Below are 19804 nucleotides of genomic sequence, written 5' to 3'. Positions count from 1 at the left end.
CCATGAACCTCACCACTACGCTGACGCCGCTGGCCTGCGCGCTGATGCTGAGTTTTTCCGCCCATGCCGTCACCGCGCAGGCGTTTAAAAACGTCATCGACCGCAGCGGCGCGCCGCAGTATATGCAGGATTTCGACGCCGATGACCACCAGCGCTTCAACCCCTTTTTCGACCTCGGGGCGTGGCACGGCCACCTGCTGCCCGACGGCCCGGCGACCATGGGCGGTTTCCCCGGCCCGGCACTGCTGACCGAAGAGTACATCAACTTTATGGCCACCAACTTCGATCGCCTGACGGTGTATCAGAACGGCAAAAAGGTCGATTTCACCCTGCAGGCCTGGAGCCTGCCCGGCGCGCTGAAACAAACCCTCACCGCCCCCGGCGTGAAGGTGGAGATGACGCTGCGCTTCGCCAGCGCCCACACTTCACTGCTGGAGACCAAAATCACCAGCAACACTCCGCTGAAGCTGGTATGGAATGGCGAACTACTGGAAAAACTGGCCGCCAAAGAGGGTAAAGCGCTATCGGGCAAAACCATCGATGAAGCCTTCCCGGACTATCAGCGCCGTCTGAGCGCCACGCCCGACGGCCTGACGATCAGCTTTGGCAAAGTTCGCGCCGCCTCTGACCTGATGACTTCCGGCGAATCGCAGTATCAGATCCACCGTTCTCTGGCAACCGAGACCCGTATCGACGGTCACCGCTTCACCAGCAGCGTGGAGATCCGCGGCTCCACCACCCTCTACACCACTTATTCGCACCTGCTCACCGCGGAGCAAGCGCGGCGGGAAAAAGCGCAGATCCGCGATATTCTGGCGCGCCCGGCTTACTATCTCACCGCCTCCGAACAGCGCTGGGACGGCTATCTGCAAAAAGGGCTCAGCAACCCCGACGCTACCGCCGAACAGACCCGTGTTGCGGTGAAAGCCATTGAGACGCTCAACGGCAACTGGCGCGCGCCGGGCGGCGCGGTGCATTACCACACCGTCACCCCATCCGTGACCGGCCGCTGGTTCTCCGGCAACCAGACCTGGCCGTGGGATACCTGGAAACAGGCCTACGCCATGGCCCACTTCAACCCGGATATCGCCAAAGAGAATATCCGCGCCGTCTTCTCCTGGCAGATTAAAGCCAATGATAAGGTGCGCCCGCAGGATGCCGGATTTGTGCCCGACCTGATTGCCTGGAACCTGAGCCCCGAGCGCGGCGGCGACGGCGGCAACTGGAACGAACGCAACACCAAGCCAAGCCTCGCGGCCTGGTCGGTAATGGAGGTGTATAACGTCACCAAAGATAAAGCGTGGCTGGAAGAGATGTATCCGAAGCTGGTGGCCTATCACGACTGGTGGTTGCGCAATCGCGACCATAACGGTAACGGCGTGCCGGAATATGGCGCGACCCGCGATAAGGCACACAACACCGCCGACGGCGCCATGCTGTTCACGGTGAAAAAAGGGCAAACCGAGCAGACGCTTTCCGGCCTTAGCGCCTACGAACAGGTGACGGCCAAAGGCGATTACGACAGCCTCGAAATTCCGGCGCAGGTAGCGGCGTCGTGGGAGTCCGGGCGCGACGATGCGGCGGTATTTGGTTTTATCGATAAAGAACAGCTGGATAAATACGTCGCCAACGGCGGCAAACGCAGCGACTGGACGGTGAAATTCGCCGAAAACCGCGACCGTGACGGCAACCTGCTGGGGTATTCGCTGCTCCAGGAATCGGTCGATCAGGCCAGCTATATGTACAGCGATAACCACTATCTGGCGCAGATGGCGACGATTCTTGGCAAAGCGGAAGAGGCAAAACGCTATCAGGCGCTGGCGGCGAAGCTGGCGGATTATATCAATACCTGCATGTTCGACCCGCAGACTCGTTTCTATTACGACATTCGTATCGAAGAACTACCGCTGGCCAACGGCTGCGCCGGTAAACCGATCGTCGAGCGCGGCAAAGGGCCGGAAGGCTGGTCGCCGCTGTTTAACGGCGCGGCGACGCAGCAACATGCTGACGATGTGGTTTCAGTGATGCTCGACCCGAAAGAGTTCAACACCTTTGTGCCGCTGGGTACCGCCGCGCTGACCAACCCGGCCTTTGGCGCCGATATTTACTGGCGCGGACGAGTGTGGGTGGATCAGTTCTGGTTCGGCCTGAAGGGAATGGAGCGCTACGGTCATCGCGATGAGGCGCTGAAGCTGGCGGACGCCTTCTTCCAGCACGCCAAAGGATTAACCGCCGATGGCCCGATTCAGGAGAACTACAATCCGCTGACTGGCGCCCAGCAGGGCGCGCCCAACTTCTCATGGAGCGCGGCGCATTTATATATGTTGTATAACGAGTTTTTCCGTAAGCCGTAGCGTTTTCCCCTCACCCTAACCCTCTCCCACAGGGAGAGGGAACCGTTCGAAGCCGCTTTTCTCCCTCTCCCCTGGGGAGAGGGTCGGGGTGAGGGCTCGTCTCACACCTGCGGTAACAGGCCGATAAAGCTGCGCTTCTGCCGCGGCTGCGACATCATCTCCTCCAGCTTTTCGACGCAGGCTAAATAGTGCGGCGTCTTCTTATGCGCCAGCACCGCCTCATCGTCTTTATAGGCTTCGTAGATAAAAAAGCGAGTTTTCACCTCTGGATCCTGCAGGACATCAAAGCGCAGGTTGCCCGGTTCCCGCAGCGCGCCTTCGTGGTTGGCACGAAACACCTCGAGAAATTCATCCACCCGCTCGGGTTTAATATTGATCTCCACCAGCGTGACGTTCATTTCAGCTCTCCCTGTTTTTCTTCCTGCCAGAACTGATACGCTTCGCGGGCGTTCAGATTCTCATGCACCACCTTTTTCACCGCCTTCAGCATCGCGCGCGGGGCGCTGGACTGGAAGATATTGCGCCCCATATCCACCCCGGACGCCCCCTGGTCGATCGCCCGCCAGCACATCTCCAGCGCCTCATGCTCCGGCAGTTTTTTACCGCCGGCGATGACGATCGGCACCGGACAGCTGGCGGTTACTTTTTCAAATCCTTCCTCAACGAAATAGGTCTTCACAAACTGCGCCCCCATTTCGGCGGCAATCCGGCTGGCCAGCGAGAAGTAGCGCGCGTCGCGGGTCATCTCTTTACCGACGCCGGTAACCGCCAGGACCGGCATACCGTAGCGATTGCCGGCATCCACCAGTTTGATGATGTTATTGATCGACTGATGTTCGTATTCGCTGCCGATATAGACCTGCGCCGCCACCGCGCAAACGTTGAGACGCAGCGCGTCTTCCATCGCCACCGCCACGCATTCGTTGGAGAGTTCGCTCAAAATCGAATTACCGCCGGAGGCGCGCAGCACCACCGGCTTATTGGTGGCCGCCGGTACCTGGCTGCGCAATACGCCGCGGGTGCACATCAGCACGTCGGTGTCGGCAAACAGCGGCGCAATCGACAGGTCGATACGCTCAAGCCCGGTCGTTGGCCCCTGGAAGTAGCCGTGATCGAAGGCCAGCATCACCGTGCGATTGCTGTGCGGATTAAAGATGCGCGCCAGCCGCGACTGCATGCCCCAATCTAGCGAGCCGCAGCCTTTCAGGGTATACAGCGTGTTCTGCTGCGGGCGGTCGATACCGAAGTCCTTACCCTCTTTGATGTCGTCTAAATCAGCCATCTTTTCCTCCGTCAGAAGTCGTAGTTGTTGATGTTCTCTTTGCTGAACACCACGCGCTCCGGCAGCAGCACGATACCGTTGCCCTTCGCCTCATATTGGTAGCCCTGCACGCTATTCGGTTCGACCTTCAGCGAGCCGATATCTTTCACCTCAACGCTGTCGCCGACGTTAAGATCGCCCTTTTTCAACAATCGATCGGCGACGTTAACCGCAATTTTGCCCTGCTGAACCACATCCCACAGGCCGAACGCTTTCACCGTGCCGCGCTCAACGTACGGGCGCATCACGTTCGGTGTACTAAAGCCGACGATCGCCACGCCCTGACGCTTGAGGTTCTCCGCCGCCTGCGCCGCCGCCGGCAGCGCATTGGCATCCGGCGCGATAATGGCGTCGAGATCCGGATACGCTTTTAAGATCCCCTCGGCGGTTTGCAGCGATTTGGTGGCATCGTTATAGCCAAACTGGGTGGTGACGATTTGCCACTGCGGATGCTCTTTTTCGATTTTGGCTTTGGCTTCCTTCACCCACTGGTTCTGGTCGGTCACCGTCGGGCTGGAGTAGAAAAACGCGACTTTGGCGGCAGGTTTGCTGACCTGCTTTTCCGCCATCTCGACCAGCAGGCCGCCGAGCTGCTGCGGCGTGCCCTGGTTGATATAGATGCTGCGGCACTCCGGCTTGGTATCGGAATCCCAGGTCAGGACTTTCACCCCGCGCTGCATCGCCCGCTTCAGCGCCGGACACAGGCCGTCCGGCGAGACGGCGGAGACGATAATCGCGTTGTAGCCCTGGTTGACGAAGTTGTTGATAAGCTGCACCTGGCCGGAGACGCTGGGCTCGGTGGGACCGTCATAGGTGACATCCACGCCCAGCGCTTTCCCCGCCTCTTTCGCGCCGTTGCCGCCGCTGGTAAAGAAGCCGACGCCGACCAGCTTAGGAATAAAGGCGATGCGGTCCGCCGCCTGTGCGGTGACTACGCTCATCGCCAGCGCCAGCACGATCAGTTTTAATTTCATTTTATGCTCCGATTGTTTTATGCGAGAAAAGACGCCGCCAGGTCGCGCGCACCCATTCACGGTGCAGGCTCAGCGAACGCCCCATCACCACCACAACCAACAGCGCCCCTGACAGCGCGCTCGACACCTGGTTGGGGATGCCGACCATCTGTAAACCCTGTTGCAGATACCCCACCAGCAACGCTGCCAGCGCGGTACCCAGTATCGATCCCGAGCCGCCGTAAATATTGGCCCCGCCAAGCACCGCCGCGGTCAGCGCCGGCATCAGCAGGTCGCGACCTAAATCCGAACGCGCCGAGCCGAAATAGGAGACCATCACCAGCGCCGCGACCGCCGAGGCGACGCCAACCAGGCCATACAGCACGTACGGGATGCCGTTCACCGACAGCGCGGCATAGCGCGCGGCGCGCGGGTTTTGCCCGAGTAAAAAGAGGTGGCGGCCAAAGCGCCCACGATGGGCCAATAGCCAGAAGAAAAAGGTGATAATCGCGAACAGCACCAGCGGCAGCGGCAGTCCGCCGAGGGTTAAATTGGCGAAGGCGGTGAAGCTATCGGGAAAACCGCCAATCCCCTCGTAACCGGTCGCGCCGGCCATCCCGGAAAGCAGCAGCGCGCCGCCGCCGTACAGATACAGCGTGCCAAGCGTGATCACCAGCGGGTTGATGCCGGTGTAGTGAATCAGCGCGGCGTTGAATAACCCGCACAGCAGCCCCAAGAGCAACGTCAGCGATACCGCGAGCCACAGCGGCCAGCCCGCCTGGGTCATCACCCCGAGGGCGATGGCGCACAGGCCGATGGTCGAGCCCAGCGAAATATCGATCCCGCCGCTAATGATCACCAGCGTCAGCGGCAGCGCGACGATGCCGATGCAGATAAAGTCGCTGGTGCTAAAGAGCAGCATATTGAGATCCAGCATGCGCGGATTCAACGCGCCGAATAGCAGGATTTCCGCGATCAGCAACGCCAGCAGCGCACTTTCCCAGTTAAGCTTCAGCTTCATTTAAGCCACCTCTTTGCTTTTGCGTTCGGGAAAGCGGGCAACCTGTTTGCCCCCTTTATTACCGGGCTGGAAACGGCTGTACTTTAGCGCCCGCTGATGGCGGGCCAGCGCCTGGCGCAGGCGGCCATCGAGCACCAGCACGCCGAGCAGCACCAGGCCGGCGATAAAGTCATTCCACCAGGCGGGAATGCGGAACAGCACCAGTACGGTGTCAATTTGGGTGAGGAAAAAGGCGCCGAGAAACGCGCCAAGCAACGTGCCGGTACCGCCGAGCAGCGAGATCCCGCCCAATACGCAGGCGGCGATGGCTTTCATCTCCAGGCCGCTGCCGGTCTGATTAGGCACAAAACCAATCTGCGCGGCGAAGACGATCCCGGCGCAGGCCGCCAGCATACCGTTGAGAGTAAAGGCCAGCATCCGCGTGCGGTTGACCGCCACCCCCAGCTGACGCGCGGCGGCGAGATTATCGCCAACGGCGTAAAAATCACGACCAAAGGCGGTGCGCGACAGCAGCCAGCCGCCCGCCAGCAGCAGCGCCAGCACCAGCCAGCCCAGCGGCGACACGCCAATAAACGCGGGCTCCGAGAGCGATTTCAGGCTGTCGGGCAAGCCCTCGATCCATTTCCCGCCGGTCCACAGCAACATCACTCCGCGATACAACCCCAGCGTACCGAGCGTCGCGACGATCGCCGGAATGCGCAGCCCCACGACCAGCAGGCCGTTAAAAGCCCCGGCCAGCGCGCCAATCATCAGCGCGAAGGCGATAGCCGTCGCCAGCCCGTAACCGTTGTTCAGCGCCACGCCGACGGCGATGGCGCACAGCCCAACGGTCGAGCCTACCGACACATCAATATTGCGGGTCAGCATCACCAGCGTCGCGCCCAATGCCAGCAGGCAGAGGATCTGCGAGCTGGCGAAAATCATCGCCAGGGTCTGCAGGCTGAAATAGGCTGGATTGAGCGCCACCAGCACGACAAAGAGCGCCACGATGGCAAAGAAGGCGCTCAGTTCGCGATTCTTCAGTAACGTTTTCATGCCTGTCCTCCGAAGGCCAGGGTCATCATGCGATCGACGGTCACCGCCTGCCGCGCCAGCTCACCGCTGTAGCGGCCCTGATGCATCACCAACACCCGGTCGGCAAGGCCAACGAACTCATCCAGATCGCTGGAGATCATCAGCACCGCCACGTTTTGCGCGGCAACGCTTTTTAGCAGTTGATAGATATCGGCGCGGGCTGAGACATCCACGCCGCGCGTCGGCTCATCGACAATCAGCAGCAACGGATTAGCTTCCAGACAGCGAGCCAGCAGTACCTTCTGCTGGTTGCCGCCAGAGAGCGTGCGCACCGGCTGATCGTCATCGGCCAGCTTGATCCCCAGCGCCCGGTGATAGCGCTCAACCACCGCCGCCTCCCGTTTCCCCTGCTGCCACCATGACGGCTGATTGAACATCACGGTGTTCCAGCGCACCGGCGCATCAAGAAACAGCCCCGAGACCTGACGGTCTTCCGGCAGATAAACCAGTCCGCTGGCCAACCTGGCGCGGGTGCTGTCGCGGCTAATCTCGCGGTTCTCCAGCCAGATCCGCCCGGCGCGCGGTGGGCGCAGGCCGTATAGGGTTTCGGCAAATTCGGTGCGCCCGGATCCCACCAGCCCGGCCAGACCGACGATCTCTCCGGCGCGGATCTCCAGATTGAGATCGATAAAACCTTCTCCGGTGAGATCTTCCACCCGCAGCACGGGAAAGTCCTGCGGTTGCGTACGGCGGTTACCCGGTAGCGACAGCCACAGCTTTTGCGTGTCGCTCAGCGTATGGTCGCGGCTGACCGGCGTCATCGCGTTAATCAGTTGCTCATCGCGGTATGCCGCGGTCTCGCCGCTCAGCACCACCGCGCCGTCGCGCATCACCGAAATATGGCTGGCAAGCTGGCGGATTTCGGGCAATTTGTGTGAGATAAAGACGATCCCAACGTCCAGCGCCTGTAACGCGCGGATCTGGCTAAACAGTCTCTCGGTTTCACCCGGCGTTAAAGAGGCGGTGGGTTCATCAAGGATCAGGATCCTGGCCTCGCGCATCAGCCCGCGCAGGATCTCGACCATCTGTTGATCGGCCACCTCGAGCGTGCTGGCGCTGGCATCGAGGTTGATCTGGCAGTTCAGCTGCTGCAGTTTGTCCTGCAACCGCGCGGCGGTATCCGCCCGCTTCGGCAGGCGGAAGAGAATGTTCTCGCGCACGCTGAGGTTGGGAAACAGCATCGGCTCCTGCGGCACCAGATAGATGCCAAGCTGGTGCGCCAGCGCCGGGCTGAGGCGCGCAAACGCGCGGTCGCCGATCGTCAGTTCACCGCTGTCCGGCGTTTCAACACCGGCGATAATCTTCATCAACGTCGATTTACCCGCGCCGTTCCCCCCCATCAGCGCATGCACCTGGCCCGCGCCTAGCGTGAAATCGATGCCTTTCAGCACCGCAACGCCGGAGAACTGTTTGCAAATCTGGCGAGCTTCAAGCAGTGGCTTCATCGTCGCGCCTCGATTGAACAAATGATTTTTAGATTTAATAATGTTCAAAAGCGTAGACCGTGAACTATATTTACAACCGTGCGAAGATCACAGTTTGGCGCTTTAGATCGTCAGGAAAAAAGGCGCCAGCGATGAAAGATCCATTTTGCCAGTCGGCTCACACTTTCCGACCGCGCAATAGCGAACATATGATCTAAATTTTTATAAGAGTTCAATTTATGAGCGAAAAACGCATTACGGAAGAGAACCGCTACGCCGGGCTGGCGTTAGCCGAGGAAGAGCTGGTGGCGCGGGTGGCGTGGTGCTACTACCACGACGGCCTGACGCAAAATGACATCGGCGAGCGTTTAGGGTTGCCGCGACTGAAGATTTCTCGCCTGCTGGAGAAAGGCCGTCAGTCCGGGGTGATCCGCGTGCAGATCAACTCGCGCTATGAGGGCTGTCTGGCGCTGGAAAGTGAACTCCAGCAGCGTTTTGGCCTCAAGATTGCCCGCGTGCTGCCGGCGCTCAACACCCCGCCGATGAATACCCGGCTGGGTATCGGCGCGGCGCAGTCTCTGATGGGCATTCTGCAACCGGGGCAATTATTGGCAGTCGGCTTCGGCGAAGCCACCATGAGCTGCCTGCAGCACCTCAGCGGCTTTATTGGCTCGCAGCAGGTGCGGCTGGTGACCCTCTCCGGCGGCGTCGGCCCTTATATGACCGGCATCGGCCAGCTTGATGCCGCCTGTAGCGTCAGCATTATCCCGGCGCCGCTGCGGGTCTCTTCGGCGGATGTCGCCGAGATCCTGCGCCGCGAGTCGAGCGTGCGCGACGTGATGCTGGCGGCAACGGCGGCGGACGCGGCGGTGGTTGGCATTGGCGCCATCGATCAGCGGCGCGACGCCACCATTTTACGCTCCGGCTATATCAGCGAGGGTGAACAGCTGATGTACGCGCGCAAAGGCGCGGTCGGCGACATTTTAGGTTATTTCCTGCAGGCTGACGGCCGGCCGGTAGAAGGACTGGAGATCCATCGGGAACTCCTCGGCGTAACCCTCGATGAACTGGCGCAGCTGCCGACCATCGTTGGCGTCGCCGGGGGCGAACAAAAAGCGCAGGCGATTCATGCCGCTCTGATTGGCAAGCGCATTAATGGCCTGGTAACGGAAGAGACAACAGCACGCGCGGTGCTCGCACTGGCCTCCTGACGGCCTGGCGCCGCGCGACAACAGCGAGGCGCATGTCATGAGTTACCTGTTAGCGTTAGATGCCGGGACCGGCAGCATTCGGGCGGTCATTTTCGATCTTAATGGCCGCCAGCTGGCGGTAGGCCAGGCCGAATGGAAACACCTGAGCGTTGATAACGTCCCCGGCTCGATGGAGTTCGACCTTACCACCAACTGGCAGCTGGCCTGCCAGTGCATTCGCCAGGCGCTCGACGCCGCCCGGCTCTCTGCCGCCGATATTCAATCCGTCGCCTGCTGTTCGATGCGCGAAGGGATCGTCCTCTATGACCGCAACGGCGAGGCCATCTGGGCCTGCGCCAACGTCGATGCCCGCGCCAGCCGCGAAGTGGCGGAGCTTAAGGAGATCCACGACTATCGTTTTGAATCCGAGGTGTACGAGGTCTCGGGACAAACCCTGGCGCTAAGCGCCATGCCGCGCCTGCTGTGGCTGGCGCACCACCGCCCCGATATCTACCGCAAAGCGGCGACCATCACCATGATCAGCGACTGGCTGGCGGCGAAACTTTCCGGCGAGCTGGCGGTCGACCCGTCAAACGCCGGCACCACCGGCATGCTCGATCTGTTCAGCCGCGACTGGCGCCCGGCGCTGCTGGATATGGCCGGGCTGCGCGCCGATATGCTGTCGCCGGTCAAAGAGACCGGTACCCTGCTGGGCGTCGTCACCGAAGCGGCGGCGCAGCAGAGCGGCCTGCGCGCCGGGACGCCGGTAGTGATGGGCGGCGGCGACGTCCAGCTCGGCTGCCTGGGCCTTGGGGTGGTGCGCGCCGGGCAAACTGCGGTACTCGGCGGCACTTTCTGGCAGCAGGTGGTCAACCTGCCGCAGGTGCGTACCGATCCGCAGATGAATATTCGCGTTAATCCTCATGTCATTCCCGGCATGGCGCAGGCGGAATCGATCAGTTTCTTTACCGGGCTGACCATGCGCTGGTTTCGCGACGCCTTCTGCGCTGAAGAAAAACTGATTGCCGAGCGGCTCGGCGTCGATGCCTATTCGCTGCTGGAGGAGATGGCCAGCCGCGTGCCCGCCGGTTCCCACGGCGTGATGCCTATTTTTTCCGACGCCATGCACTTTAAGCAGTGGTACCACGCCGCGCCGTCGTTTATTAACCTCTCCATCGATCCGGAAAAGTGCAATAAAGCGACCCTGTTCCGCGCGCTGGAGGAGAACGCGGCGATTGTCTCCGCCTGCAATCTGGCCCAGATTTCGCAGTTCTCCGGGGTAACATTCGAGAGCCTGGTGTTTGCCGGCGGCGGCTCTAAAGGCGCGCTGTGGAGCCAGATCCTCAGCGACGTCACCGGCCTGCCGGTGCGGGTGCCGGTCGTCCGCGAAGCCACCGCTCTGGGCTGCGCCATCGCCGCCGGAACCGGCGCCGGACTGTATGACGATATGGCCAGTACAGGAGAACGGTTAGTGAGCTGGCACCGCGAGTTCACCCCAAATCCGCAGCATAGCGAGCTGTATCAGGAGATGATGAGCAAGTGGCAGACGGTGTACGCCGATCAGCTTGGCCTTGTCGATAGCGGCCTGACAACATCGATGTGGCAAGCACCGGGCCTGGAGCGCCGCCAGCGCGTAGCGTCTTCCCCGTCACCCTAACCACCGGTACCGATCCGCCTTTCCCCCTCTCCCTTTGGGAGAGGGCCGGGGTGAGGGACAACGTGTTCCGTTCTTTGAATCCCATCACAATCACCGCACTCCCCTTTTCCCTTTTTCTCCGCGACGGCTAAATTAGTAACTCATCCGACCACATAACAATAATTTTACATTGGAAGCCACTATGAGCCGCTATCCGTCGCTTTTCGCCCCGCTTGAGCTGGGCTTCACAACGCTCAAAAACCGCGTGTTGATGGGCTCAATGCACACCGGCCTGGAAGAGTTACCGGACGGCGCGCAGCGGCTGGCGGCCTTTTACGCCGAACGCGCCCGTCACGGCGTGGCGCTGATCGTCACCGGCGGCATCGCTCCGGCGCCTTCCGGGGTGACCATGGCCGGCGGCGCGGTACTCAACGATGCCAGCCATCTGGCGCACCATCGCCATATTACCGACGCGGTACATCAGGAAGGCGGCAAAATCGCCCTGCAGATCCTGCATACCGGGCGCTACAGCTACCAGCCCGCGCTAGTGGCCCCCTCGGCGCTACAGGCGCCGATTAACCGTTTTACGCCCCATGAACTGAGCCACGATGAGATCCTTACGCTGATTGATGATTTTGCCCACTGCGCCCAGCTGGCGCGCGAAGCGGGCTATGACGGCGTTGAAGTGATGGGCTCTGAGGGCTATCTGATTAACGAATTTCTCGCCGCGCGCACCAACCAGCGCGACGACCACTGGGGCGGCGATTATGCCAGGCGCATGCGTTTCGCCGTAGAGGTGGTTAAGGCGGTGCGCCAGCGCGCCGGCCACGATTTCATTATCATCTACCGCCTGTCGATGCTCGATCTGGTCAACGACGGCAGCACGCTGGCGGAAGTCACCGAACTGGCCAAAGCGATTGAAGCGGCGGGGGCGACAATTATCAACACCGGGATTGGCTGGCACGAAGCGCGCATTCCGACCATCGCCACGCCGGTACCGCGCGGAGCTTTCAGCTGGGTCACCCGCAAGCTAAAAGGTGCGGTGTCGATCCCGTTGATCACCACCAACCGCATCAACGATCCGCAGGTCGCGGAGGATATTCTCGCCCGCGGCGATGCCGATATGGTATCGATGGCCCGCCCGTTCCTCGCCGACGCCGAATTTATGTCGAAAGCGCAGCGCGATCGCGCCAGGGAAATCAATACCTGCATCGGTTGCAACCAGGCGTGTCTCGATCGGATCTTCGCCGGCAAAGTCACCTCTTGTCTGGTCAACCCGCGCGCCTGTCATGAAACCCTGATGCCGGTCCTGCCTGCTAACGCGCCTAAACGGCTGGCGGTGGTCGGCGCCGGGCCGGCCGGTCTGGCCTTCTCCGTTAACGCCGCCGCCCGCGGTCATCATGTCACGTTGTTCGATGCGCTCCCGGAGATCGGCGGCCAGTTTAATATCGCCAAACAGATCCCCGGCAAAGAGGAGTTTCACGAGACGTTGCGTTACTACCGCACCATGCTCGATCTTCATGGTGTTGATCTACGCCTGAACACCCGCGTCACGGCAGACGATCTGCTGGCGTTCGATGAGACGATCCTCGCCACCGGTATCGCCCCGCGCCTGCCGGCGATCGACGGGATCGAACATCCCAAAGTGCTGAGCTACCTGGATGTCTTGCGCGATAAAGCTCCGGTTGGCGCGAAGGTGGCGATTATCGGCTGCGGCGGCATCGGCTTCGACACCGCGATGTATTTAAGCCAGTCGGGTGCGGCCACCAGCCAGGATATCGGCGAGTTCTGCCGCGAATGGGGTATCGATACCAGCCTGCAAACGGCAGGAGGGCTGAGTGCTGAAGGCCCACAGCTGAGTAAAAGCCCGCGACAGATTGTGATGCTACAGCGCAAAGCCAGCAAACCGGGCGAAGGGCTCGGCAAAACCACCGGTTGGATCCACCGCGCGACGCTGCTGGCGCGCGGCGTGAAAATGATCCCGGCGGTCAGCTATGAAAAGATCGATGATGAAGGGTTACATGTCACTATCGGCGGCGAGCGCCAACTGTTGGCGGTCGATCAGGTGGTGATCTGCGCCGGTCAGGAACCGCGCCGCGAGCTGGCGGAACCGCTGCGCGCGGCGGGGAAAACGGTGCATCTCATCGGCGGTTGCGACGTGGCGGCGGAGCTGGATGCGCGTCGGGCGATTGCCCAGGGCACAAAACTGGCGCTGGCGATTTAGCCGTGTCCCGGGGGCGGCGCGATGCGCCTTCCCCGGGTTACCCGCGGTGTCGTTTTTTGTCGGGTGGCGGCTAACGCCTTACCCGACCTACGGTCCTTGCGACCTGCCTTTAATGTCTTCACCACGCTGGCTGAAACTACCAGTCGGTAGCCCGGCTAAGGCGACAGCCGCAAGCCGGGGGGAGACAACAACAAGAATCAGCGCTGCTTACGCACCTTCGTTGCTTTCAAAATGACAAACTTATTGTTCGTCGCAATGGTCGTGCAATTACCAAAAGCGCGCTTCAGCTTACGGAAGTAATCAAGGTGGCGGTTGCCGACGACGTACAGCTCGCCGCCATATTTCAGGCTGCGGCGGGCATCGTTAAACATCTGCCAGGCAATATGGTCGGTAATAGCGTGCTGCTGATGGAACGGCGGATTACACAGAATCGCCGTAAAGCGGTCGGGCTCAATGCCGGAAAGCGAATTGTTGACCATGAATTCACAGCGTTCGATATCGTCCGGCAGATTGCGCTCGACGTTCAAACGGCTGGAAGCCACCGCCATGTGCGACTCATCGGTGAACATCACCCTGGCGTTTGGATTTTGCGCCAGCGCCTGCAGGCCAATCACCCCATTGCCGCAGCCGAGATCGGCGATCTCGCCTTCTAAATCAGACGGTAAATGCTGTAGGAAGAAACGCGCGCCGATATCCAGGCCACTGCGGGCAAAAACGTTGGCATGGTTATGGATGGTCCACGGCGTGCCGTCCAGCTTCCAGTTGTAGGTTTGCGGCGCTTCGGCAAGCTTAGGGGCGGTGAAAACGCAGTGGATCAGACGCGCTTTTTTCCACGCCAGCGAAGTGGTGGTGGTACCGAGGATTTTTTCAAACAGCGCCAGCGTCGAGTTGTGCACATCTCGGGCTTTCGCCGCGGCGATAATGCGGGTTTCCGGCGTCACCACTTCGCGCAGCGCGCGCAGCTGCTGTTCCAGCAGCGCCAGCTGTTTTGGCACCTTAATCAGCACCAGCGCCGGCGCGACCGGCAGCGGGCTCAGGCTATCCTGAAAGCGCACGCTCTCTTCATCGATACCGTTCATCCGCAGGTTGTGGCGAGTCGCCAGCTCGGAAATAAAGGAGTCGTTGATGCTGACCGGGTTGCGCTCCGCCAGCGCGCAGGAGAGCGCGCCGAAGCCGTCGTTGAAGATGAGCGTCAGGCCGTCGACGTCATTCACCTGTTGCAGCAGATATTCATCCGCCGCTTCCCATGCCTGAAGCGCTTCTTCTTCAGCGTTAGGTGGGAACCGCTCTAATGTGAATAACTCACCGTTTAACTCTACCTGGCTCATCGCCCCTCCGAAATGCTAAAATTCGCGCGTGTTATCGCTCAATTCTCCGGAGAAGTAAACTTTTTTCACCATGAACACGCTACCTTACCTTCAGGGTTACCCCGAATCGCTGCTGTCGCAGGTGACGACTTTAATCGAGCAAGGTCGCCTCGGCGAGGTGCTGCAAAAGCGCTATCCGCAGGGGCATGATGTCAACAGCGATAAGGCGTTATATCAATATACCCAGGATCTGAAGGCCCGCTATCTGCGCGGGGCGGCGCCAATCAATAAGGTGATGTACGACAGTAAAATCCACGTGCTGAAGAACGCGCTTGGTCTGCATACCGCTATTTCCCGCGTTCAGGGCGGCAAACTAAAAGCTAAAGCGGAAATTCGCGTAGCGACGGTATTTCGCGACGCGCCGGAAGCGTTTCTGCGTATGATCGTGGTTCATGAACTGGCGCATTTAAAAGAGAAGGATCACAACAAAGCCTTCTATCAGTTGTGCTGTCATATGGAGCCGCAGTACCACCAGCTAGAGTTTGATACCCGCCTGTGGCTGACGCATCTTGCTTTACCCTGATTCTGAAAAATTTTTGTCCCGATAGTTTTTTTATACGCTTAAATTTAGAATCAATTAGTTAAAGGAGTTTTCGTTTAATTTCAGCACAGGGAATGTGTCAATGAACTGGATGTTCATAACAGAGTTATATAACAAAATAAGCGGTACTTTTACTATCAGGACGGCCCAACTTATCCGTCGATTTATTTTCGCCGCTTGCATGTTGCTTACCGCCTGCGTGACATTAATCTTTTACGCCGACACGCTCATTATCAAAACAACACAACATCTTATCTGGAACGATATCAACACGCTTCCCTACAATAATGTTGGATTAGTTCTCGGCGCCAAGCCTGGCAATAAATTCTTTGTTCGCCGTATTAATACCGCAGCCGCGCTGTACCATGCCGGAAAAGTAAAGTGGCTACTGGTCAGCGGCGACAATAGCAAAAAAAATTATGACGAACCCTCGGCGATGCAGCAGGCGCTCATCCATCAAGGGGTGCCTGAAGAAGCGATTTTCTGCGATTACGCAGGTTTTTCGACGCTAGACTCGGTAGTGCGCGCGCAAAAAGTTTTTGGCATAACCGATATGACTATTATTTCCCAGGGCTTCCATAACCCGCGGGCGCTGTGGCTGGCCAGAGAATATGGTATTCGCGCTATTGCCGTTAATGCTCCCGATATCCCCCAAAAAGCGCGAATATTCACGCATTTTAGAGAAAAACTAGCCCGAGTTAGCGCAGTTATTGATGCAAAGATATTACATCGACAACCTAAATATCTGGGTTCAGTAGTTAGCATAGCTCAAGAGGTTCAGCGAGGATGCCCCACCAAGAACTAGCAATTTACCAGAGTGCGTATTTGCGCACTCGTTTTGTCATCATGGCGTGCTAGAGTGACGAAAGGTCCCCTTTAACGGAGTTCGTCAACGTTTATGATACGTTTCGCAGTTGTTGGCACAAACTGGATTACTAAGCAGTTTGTCGATGCCGCCCATGAAACCGGTAAATTTAAACTCACCGCGATTTATTCCCGCAGCCTTGAACAGGCGCAAGCTTTCGCTAATGACTACCCGGTCGAGCATCTGTTTACTTCGCTCGATGAACTGGCGCAAAGTTCTGACGTTGACGCGGTCTATATTGCCAGTCCGAACTCGCTGCACTTCCCGCAAACCCGCCTGTTCCTGAGCCATAAAAAGCACGTGATTTGCGAAAAGCCGCTGGCATCAAACCTCCAGGAAGTCGAAGCGGCGATTGCCGTGGCTAAAGAAAACAACGTGGTGCTGTTTGAAGCCTTCAAAACCGCCAGCCTGCCCAACTTCCTGCTGCTGCGCGAAGCGCTCGATAAAGTGGGCAAATTACGTAAAGCCTTCATCAACTACTGTCAGTACTCTTCGCGTTACCAGCGCTATCTCGACGGCGAAAATCCAAATACCTTCAACCCGGCCTTTTCCAATGGCTCGATTATGGATATCGGTTTTTACTGCCTCGCCTCGGCGGTCGCGCTGTGGGGCGAACCGCAAGCGGTCCATGCCAGCGCCAGCCTGCTGGCGAGCGGCGTTGATGGCCAGGGTACGGTGGTGCTGAGCTACGGCGATTTCGATGTCACCTTGCACCACTCGAAGGTCAGCGACTCCACTATCCCTAGCGAAATCCAGGGTGAAGAAGGCGCGCTGGTGATTGAGAAAATCTCCGAATGCCAGAAGGTGGCCTTTATTCCACGCGGCGGAAAAGCGCAGGATCTCACCCAGCCTCAGCACATCAATACTATGTTGTATGAAGCGGAGGCGTTCGCGCGGCTGGTGGAAACCAACGACGTCGATCATCCCGGGCTTGAAGTCAGCCGTATTACGGCAAAACTGCTCAGCGAAATCCGTCGCCAGACCGGCGTGGTCTTCCCGGCGGATACTCAGCCTGTGGAGTAAAGGAGTGTAAATGGGCCCTCGACCTCCATTGACGCCCTTTATAACTTGTAATACTTTGTTACGTGCAAAGGGGAGTAACTTCCTGGCCGGTCGATCGTCATTACGATGCGTGCAAAACCGCATCCGGTCGCCGGGCAACAAGACCAAGGGTCCAGTTCCCGTCTTGTTGTAAGTGAGACCTTGCCGGAAGGCGAGGTCTATGCATAAAAGCGCAGCGGCTGCCGTCTTCCGACGACAGCCGTTTTGTTTTTATGTAAGGAATAACGCAATGAATAGTGTCGGCACGCCGTTGTTATGGGGCGGATTCGCTGTAGTCGTGGTTATCATGCTGGCGATCGATTTACTGCTTCAGGGAAGGCGCGGTGCGCATACCATGACCATGAAGCAGGCCGCCGGTTGGTCCATCCTGTGGGTCACCCTCTCCCTGCTGTTTAACGCCGCTTTCTGGTGGTATTTGGTGCAAACGCAGGGCCGCGCCGTCGCCGATCCGCAGGCGTTAGCCTTCCTCACCGGTTATCTGATTGAAAAATCACTGGCGGTCGATAACGTCTTCGTCTGGTTAATGCTCTTTAGCTACTTTGCCGTGCCGCCTGCGCTACAGCGCCGGGTACTGGTGTATGGCGTCCTCGGGGCGATTGTCCTGCGTACCATTATGATCTTCACCGGCAGCTGGCTGATTTCGCAGTTCGAATGGCTACTGTACGTGTTCGGCGCGTTCCTGCTGTTTACCGGGGTGAAAATGGCGCTGGCGAAAGAAGATGATTCCGGGATCGGCGATAAGCCGCTGGTGCGTTGGATCCGCAGCCATCTGCGTATGACGGATAAAATCGAGAGCGAGCGCTTCTTCACCCGTAAAAACGGCGTACTGTTCGCCACACCGCTGCTGCTGGTGCTGATTCTGGTTGAGCTGAGCGACGTGATTTTCGCCGTTGATAGCATCCCGGCGATTTTCGCGGTGACCACCGACCCGTTTATCGTGCTGACCTCTAACCTGTTTGCGATTCTCGGTCTGCGTGCGATGTATTTCCTGCTGGCGGGCGTGGCCGAACGCTTCTCGATGCTGAAGTATGGCCTGTCGGTGATCCTGGTGTTTATCGGTATCAAGATGCTGATCGTCGATTTCTACCACATTCCGATCGCCGTTTCCCTCGGCGTGGTGGGCGGCATTCTGGCGGCGACGCTGCTGATTAACGCCTGGGTGAACAAACAGAACGATAAGAAGAAACAGCTGCAATAACTCCCTGCTCCCGGTCAGATATCGCGTATCTGGCCGGGATACGCATCACTGCTTCAGGCTTCCCGCGCATAATCTTTATCTATGTCACAAAAACGTTAATACATAGTTAAAAAACAAGATCGGCGCGTAAGAAACAGTAGATTACGCTTCCTCCCTCGCGTTCTTTCCGTATACTCGACCATGCAAACATTCATTTACATCCGGACATAAACGTAACAAATAATACGTCGCCGGGATGGACTGCTACATCACTGGAAGGAATGATTTATGACAACACAAACCCGCCCGTCGGGGCTGCTGCAGCGCCTGGCGCATGGCAGTCTGGTGAAACAAATCCTGTTGGGACTGGTACTTGGCGTGATACTGGCGCTGGTCTCGAAACCGGCCGCTATCGCGGTCGGGCTGCTGGGAACGCTGTTCGTCGGCGCGCTAAAAGCCGTCGCGCCGGTACTGGTATTAATGCTGGTGATGGCGTCGATCGCTAACCATCAGCACGGACAAAAAACCAGTATCCGCCCGATTCTGTTTCTCTATCTGCTGGGCACCTTCAGCGCGGCGCTCACCGCGGTGCTGTTTAGCTTTGTTTTCCCTTCTACGCTGCATCTGACCAGCGCGGCGGACAGCATCACCCCGCCGTCGGGGATTGTAGAGGTGCTGCGCGGACTGCTGATGAGTATGGTGGCTAATCCTATCGACGCGCTGCTGAACGCCAACTACATCGGTATTCTGGTGTGGGCGGTGGGCCTGGGCTTCGCGCTGCGCCACGGTAACGACAGCACTAAAAACCTGATTAACGACGTCTCGCACGCCGTGACTTTTATCGTCAAGATGGTCATCCGTTTTGCGCCGCTGGGTATTTTTGGCCTGGTCGCCTCGACGCTGGCGACGACCGGTTTCGACACATTGTGGGGCTACGCCCAGCTGCTGCTGGTGCTGGTCGGCTGCATGCTGCTGGTGGCGCTGGTGATTAACCCGCTGCTGGTATTCTGGAAAATCCGCCGTAACCCGTATCCGCTGGTGCTGACCTGCCTGCGTGAAAGCGGTGTCTACGCCTTCTTTACCCGCAGCTCCGCCGCCAACATTCCGGTAAATATGGCGCTGTGCGAGAAGCTGAATCTGGATCGCGATACCTATTCGGTATCTATTCCGCTGGGCGCGACCATCAATATGGCGGGCGCGGCGATGACTATCACCGTGCTAACGCTGGCGGCGGTGCATACGTTGAATATTCCGGTGGACCTGCCGACAGCGCTGCTGCTGAGCGTTGTGGCTTCACTGTGCGCCTGCGGCGCTTCCGGAGTGGCGGGCGGTTCACTGCTGCTGATCCCGCTGGCCTGTAACATGTTCGGTATTCCGAACGATGTCGCCATGCAGGTCGTCGCCGTCGGCTTTATTATCGGCGTGCTGCAGGATTCCTGCGAAACGGCGCTCAACTCGTCAACCGATGCGCTGTTCACCGCCGCGGCCTGTATGGCCGAAGACGAACAGCTGGCGAAAAACGCCCTGCGTAGTTAGCGTATTGTCGGATGGCGCTACGCTTATCCGACCTACGGTCCGGTATTCGGCTGGTAGCC

Annotated in this window: 16 protein-coding genes; 9 read left to right on the top strand and 7 right to left on the bottom strand. The window is 58.9% G+C overall.

All coding sequences use genetic code 11. The features are described from left to right. Positions 1 to 2: 2 nt before the first annotated feature. Complete coding sequence (gene ygjK, locus ABLV17_RS03455) at positions 3 to 2354, top strand: alpha-glucosidase (protein ID WP_348854085.1); 2352 nt, start codon at positions 3 to 5, stop codon at positions 2352 to 2354. 101 nt (positions 2355 to 2455) lie between these two features. Here the strand turns inward: ygjK and lsrG are convergent, their stop codons facing one another. From lsrG to lsrA, 6 genes are read right to left on the bottom strand one after another with little or no spacing between them, the layout of a single operon-like run. After that, positions 2456 to 2752 (bottom strand): (4S)-4-hydroxy-5-phosphonooxypentane-2,3-dione isomerase, encoded by a 297-nt coding sequence (gene lsrG, locus ABLV17_RS03450; RefSeq protein WP_004181386.1) that lies wholly within the window; start codon positions 2750 to 2752, stop codon positions 2456 to 2458. Continuing rightward, on the bottom strand, positions 2749 to 3636 hold the full coding sequence (gene lsrF, locus ABLV17_RS03445) for a 3-hydroxy-5-phosphonooxypentane-2,4-dione thiolase (protein WP_002917724.1): 888 nt from the start codon (positions 3634 to 3636) through the stop codon (positions 2749 to 2751). Before lsrF ends, lsrG begins: the two co-directional genes overlap by 4 nt. An 11-nt stretch (positions 3637 to 3647) precedes the next feature. Continuing rightward, complete coding sequence (gene lsrB, locus ABLV17_RS03440) at positions 3648 to 4649, bottom strand: autoinducer 2 ABC transporter substrate-binding protein LsrB (protein ID WP_004144833.1); 1002 nt, start codon at positions 4647 to 4649, stop codon at positions 3648 to 3650. 1 nt (position 4650) lies between these two features. After that, a complete protein-coding gene (gene lsrD, locus ABLV17_RS03435) occupies positions 4651 to 5649 on the bottom strand; it encodes an autoinducer 2 ABC transporter permease LsrD (RefSeq protein ID WP_047039109.1) in 999 nt (332 codons plus the stop codon). Then, entirely contained in the window at positions 5650 to 6684 is a 1035-nt protein-coding gene (lsrC, locus tag ABLV17_RS03430) for an autoinducer 2 ABC transporter permease LsrC (RefSeq protein ID WP_348854084.1), read from the bottom strand. It abuts the gene before it with no gap. Then, the gene (lsrA, locus tag ABLV17_RS03425) at positions 6681 to 8168 is read right to left on the bottom strand and encodes an autoinducer 2 ABC transporter ATP-binding protein LsrA (RefSeq protein WP_348854083.1); all 1488 of its coding nucleotides are present in this window, start codon (positions 8166 to 8168) and stop codon (positions 6681 to 6683) included. The genes lsrC and lsrA overlap by 4 nt, the downstream gene beginning before the upstream one ends. Before the next feature lie 218 nt (positions 8169 to 8386). Here lsrA and lsrR point away from each other — a divergent pair, with 218 nt between their 5' ends. From lsrR to ABLV17_RS03410, 3 genes are all read left to right on the top strand, one after another. Further along, a complete protein-coding gene (gene lsrR / locus ABLV17_RS03420) occupies positions 8387 to 9358 on the top strand; it encodes a transcriptional regulator LsrR (RefSeq protein WP_100680615.1) in 972 nt (323 codons plus the stop codon). Positions 9359 to 9395: 37 nt separating this feature from the next. Beyond that, positions 9396 to 10994 carry an autoinducer-2 kinase gene (gene lsrK / locus ABLV17_RS03415; protein WP_348854082.1) on the top strand — a complete coding sequence of 533 codons (1599 nt, stop codon included), beginning with the start codon at positions 9396 to 9398 and terminating at the stop codon, positions 10992 to 10994. A gap of 181 nt (positions 10995 to 11175) precedes the next feature. Beyond that, complete coding sequence (locus tag ABLV17_RS03410) at positions 11176 to 13197, top strand: NADPH-dependent 2,4-dienoyl-CoA reductase (RefSeq protein ID WP_348854081.1); 2022 nt, start codon at positions 11176 to 11178, stop codon at positions 13195 to 13197. A 197-nt stretch (positions 13198 to 13394) separates the two neighbouring features. Here ABLV17_RS03410 and rlmG read toward each other — a convergent pair whose 3' ends face one another. Continuing rightward, complete coding sequence (gene rlmG / locus ABLV17_RS03405) at positions 13395 to 14525, bottom strand: 23S rRNA (guanine(1835)-N(2))-methyltransferase RlmG (RefSeq protein WP_348854080.1); 1131 nt, start codon at positions 14523 to 14525, stop codon at positions 13395 to 13397. Between the two features lie 70 nt (positions 14526 to 14595). Here rlmG and ABLV17_RS03400 point away from each other — a divergent pair, with 70 nt between their 5' ends. The 5 genes from ABLV17_RS03400 (at position 14596) to sstT (ending at position 19745) form a co-directional block, all read left to right on the top strand. Further along, positions 14596 to 15087 carry a M48 family metallopeptidase gene (locus ABLV17_RS03400; RefSeq protein WP_308958046.1) on the top strand — a complete coding sequence of 164 codons (492 nt, stop codon included), beginning with the start codon at positions 14596 to 14598 and terminating at the stop codon, positions 15085 to 15087. A gap of 199 nt (positions 15088 to 15286) precedes the next feature. Continuing rightward, positions 15287 to 15910 carry an ElyC/SanA/YdcF family protein gene (locus ABLV17_RS03395; protein WP_308958059.1) on the top strand — a complete coding sequence of 208 codons (624 nt, stop codon included), beginning with the start codon at positions 15287 to 15289 and terminating at the stop codon, positions 15908 to 15910. A gap of 93 nt (positions 15911 to 16003) precedes the next feature. After that, complete coding sequence (locus ABLV17_RS03390; protein ID WP_271032076.1) at positions 16004 to 16993, top strand: Gfo/Idh/MocA family oxidoreductase; 990 nt, start codon at positions 16004 to 16006, stop codon at positions 16991 to 16993. Positions 16994 to 17261: 268 nt separating this feature from the next. Beyond that, positions 17262 to 18230, top strand: a complete 969-nt coding sequence (locus ABLV17_RS03385; protein WP_020077873.1) for a TerC family protein — start codon at positions 17262 to 17264, stop codon at positions 18228 to 18230. A 267-nt stretch (positions 18231 to 18497) separates the two neighbouring features. Further along, positions 18498 to 19745, top strand: a complete 1248-nt coding sequence (gene sstT / locus ABLV17_RS03380) for a serine/threonine transporter SstT (RefSeq protein ID WP_348854079.1) — start codon at positions 18498 to 18500, stop codon at positions 19743 to 19745. The last annotated feature ends 59 nt before the right edge of the window (positions 19746 to 19804 follow it).

Origin of the sequence: Klebsiella sp. CN_Kp091 (assembly GCF_040065095.1) — a bacterium.
GTDB lineage: Bacteria > Pseudomonadota > Gammaproteobacteria > Enterobacterales > Enterobacteriaceae > Klebsiella > Klebsiella aerogenes.
Note: the sequence above shows the minus strand (reverse complement) of the source record. Positions and strands in the feature narration are given on the sequence as shown.

What these genes read in the sequence shown, in the direction of transcription:
- ygjK (WP_348854085.1), top strand. Translation starts at nt 3, where the DNA reads ATGAACCTCACCACTACGCTGACGCCGCTGGCCTGCGCGCTGATGCTG.
- lsrG (WP_004181386.1), bottom strand. Translation starts at nt 2,752, where the DNA reads ATGAACGTCACGCTGGTGGAGATCAATATTAAACCCGAGCGGGTGGAT.
- lsrF (WP_002917724.1), bottom strand. Translation starts at nt 3,636, where the DNA reads ATGGCTGATTTAGACGACATCAAAGAGGGTAAGGACTTCGGTATCGAC.
- lsrB (WP_004144833.1), bottom strand. Translation starts at nt 4,649, where the DNA reads ATGAAATTAAAACTGATCGTGCTGGCGCTGGCGATGAGCGTAGTCACC.
- lsrD (WP_047039109.1), bottom strand. Translation starts at nt 5,649, where the DNA reads ATGAAGCTGAAGCTTAACTGGGAAAGTGCGCTGCTGGCGTTGCTGATC.
- lsrC (WP_348854084.1), bottom strand. Translation starts at nt 6,684, where the DNA reads ATGAAAACGTTACTGAAGAATCGCGAACTGAGCGCCTTCTTTGCCATC.
- lsrA (WP_348854083.1), bottom strand. Translation starts at nt 8,168, where the DNA reads ATGAAGCCACTGCTTGAAGCTCGCCAGATTTGCAAACAGTTCTCCGGC.
- lsrR (WP_100680615.1), top strand. Translation starts at nt 8,387, where the DNA reads ATGAGCGAAAAACGCATTACGGAAGAGAACCGCTACGCCGGGCTGGCG.
- lsrK (WP_348854082.1), top strand. Translation starts at nt 9,396, where the DNA reads ATGAGTTACCTGTTAGCGTTAGATGCCGGGACCGGCAGCATTCGGGCG.
- ABLV17_RS03410 (WP_348854081.1), top strand. Translation starts at nt 11,176, where the DNA reads ATGAGCCGCTATCCGTCGCTTTTCGCCCCGCTTGAGCTGGGCTTCACA.
- rlmG (WP_348854080.1), bottom strand. Translation starts at nt 14,525, where the DNA reads ATGAGCCAGGTAGAGTTAAACGGTGAGTTATTCACATTAGAGCGGTTC.
- ABLV17_RS03400 (WP_308958046.1), top strand. Translation starts at nt 14,596, where the DNA reads ATGAACACGCTACCTTACCTTCAGGGTTACCCCGAATCGCTGCTGTCG.
- ABLV17_RS03395 (WP_308958059.1), top strand. Translation starts at nt 15,287, where the DNA reads ATGTTGCTTACCGCCTGCGTGACATTAATCTTTTACGCCGACACGCTC.
- ABLV17_RS03390 (WP_271032076.1), top strand. Translation starts at nt 16,004, where the DNA reads ATGATACGTTTCGCAGTTGTTGGCACAAACTGGATTACTAAGCAGTTT.
- ABLV17_RS03385 (WP_020077873.1), top strand. Translation starts at nt 17,262, where the DNA reads ATGAATAGTGTCGGCACGCCGTTGTTATGGGGCGGATTCGCTGTAGTC.
- sstT (WP_348854079.1), top strand. Translation starts at nt 18,498, where the DNA reads ATGACAACACAAACCCGCCCGTCGGGGCTGCTGCAGCGCCTGGCGCAT.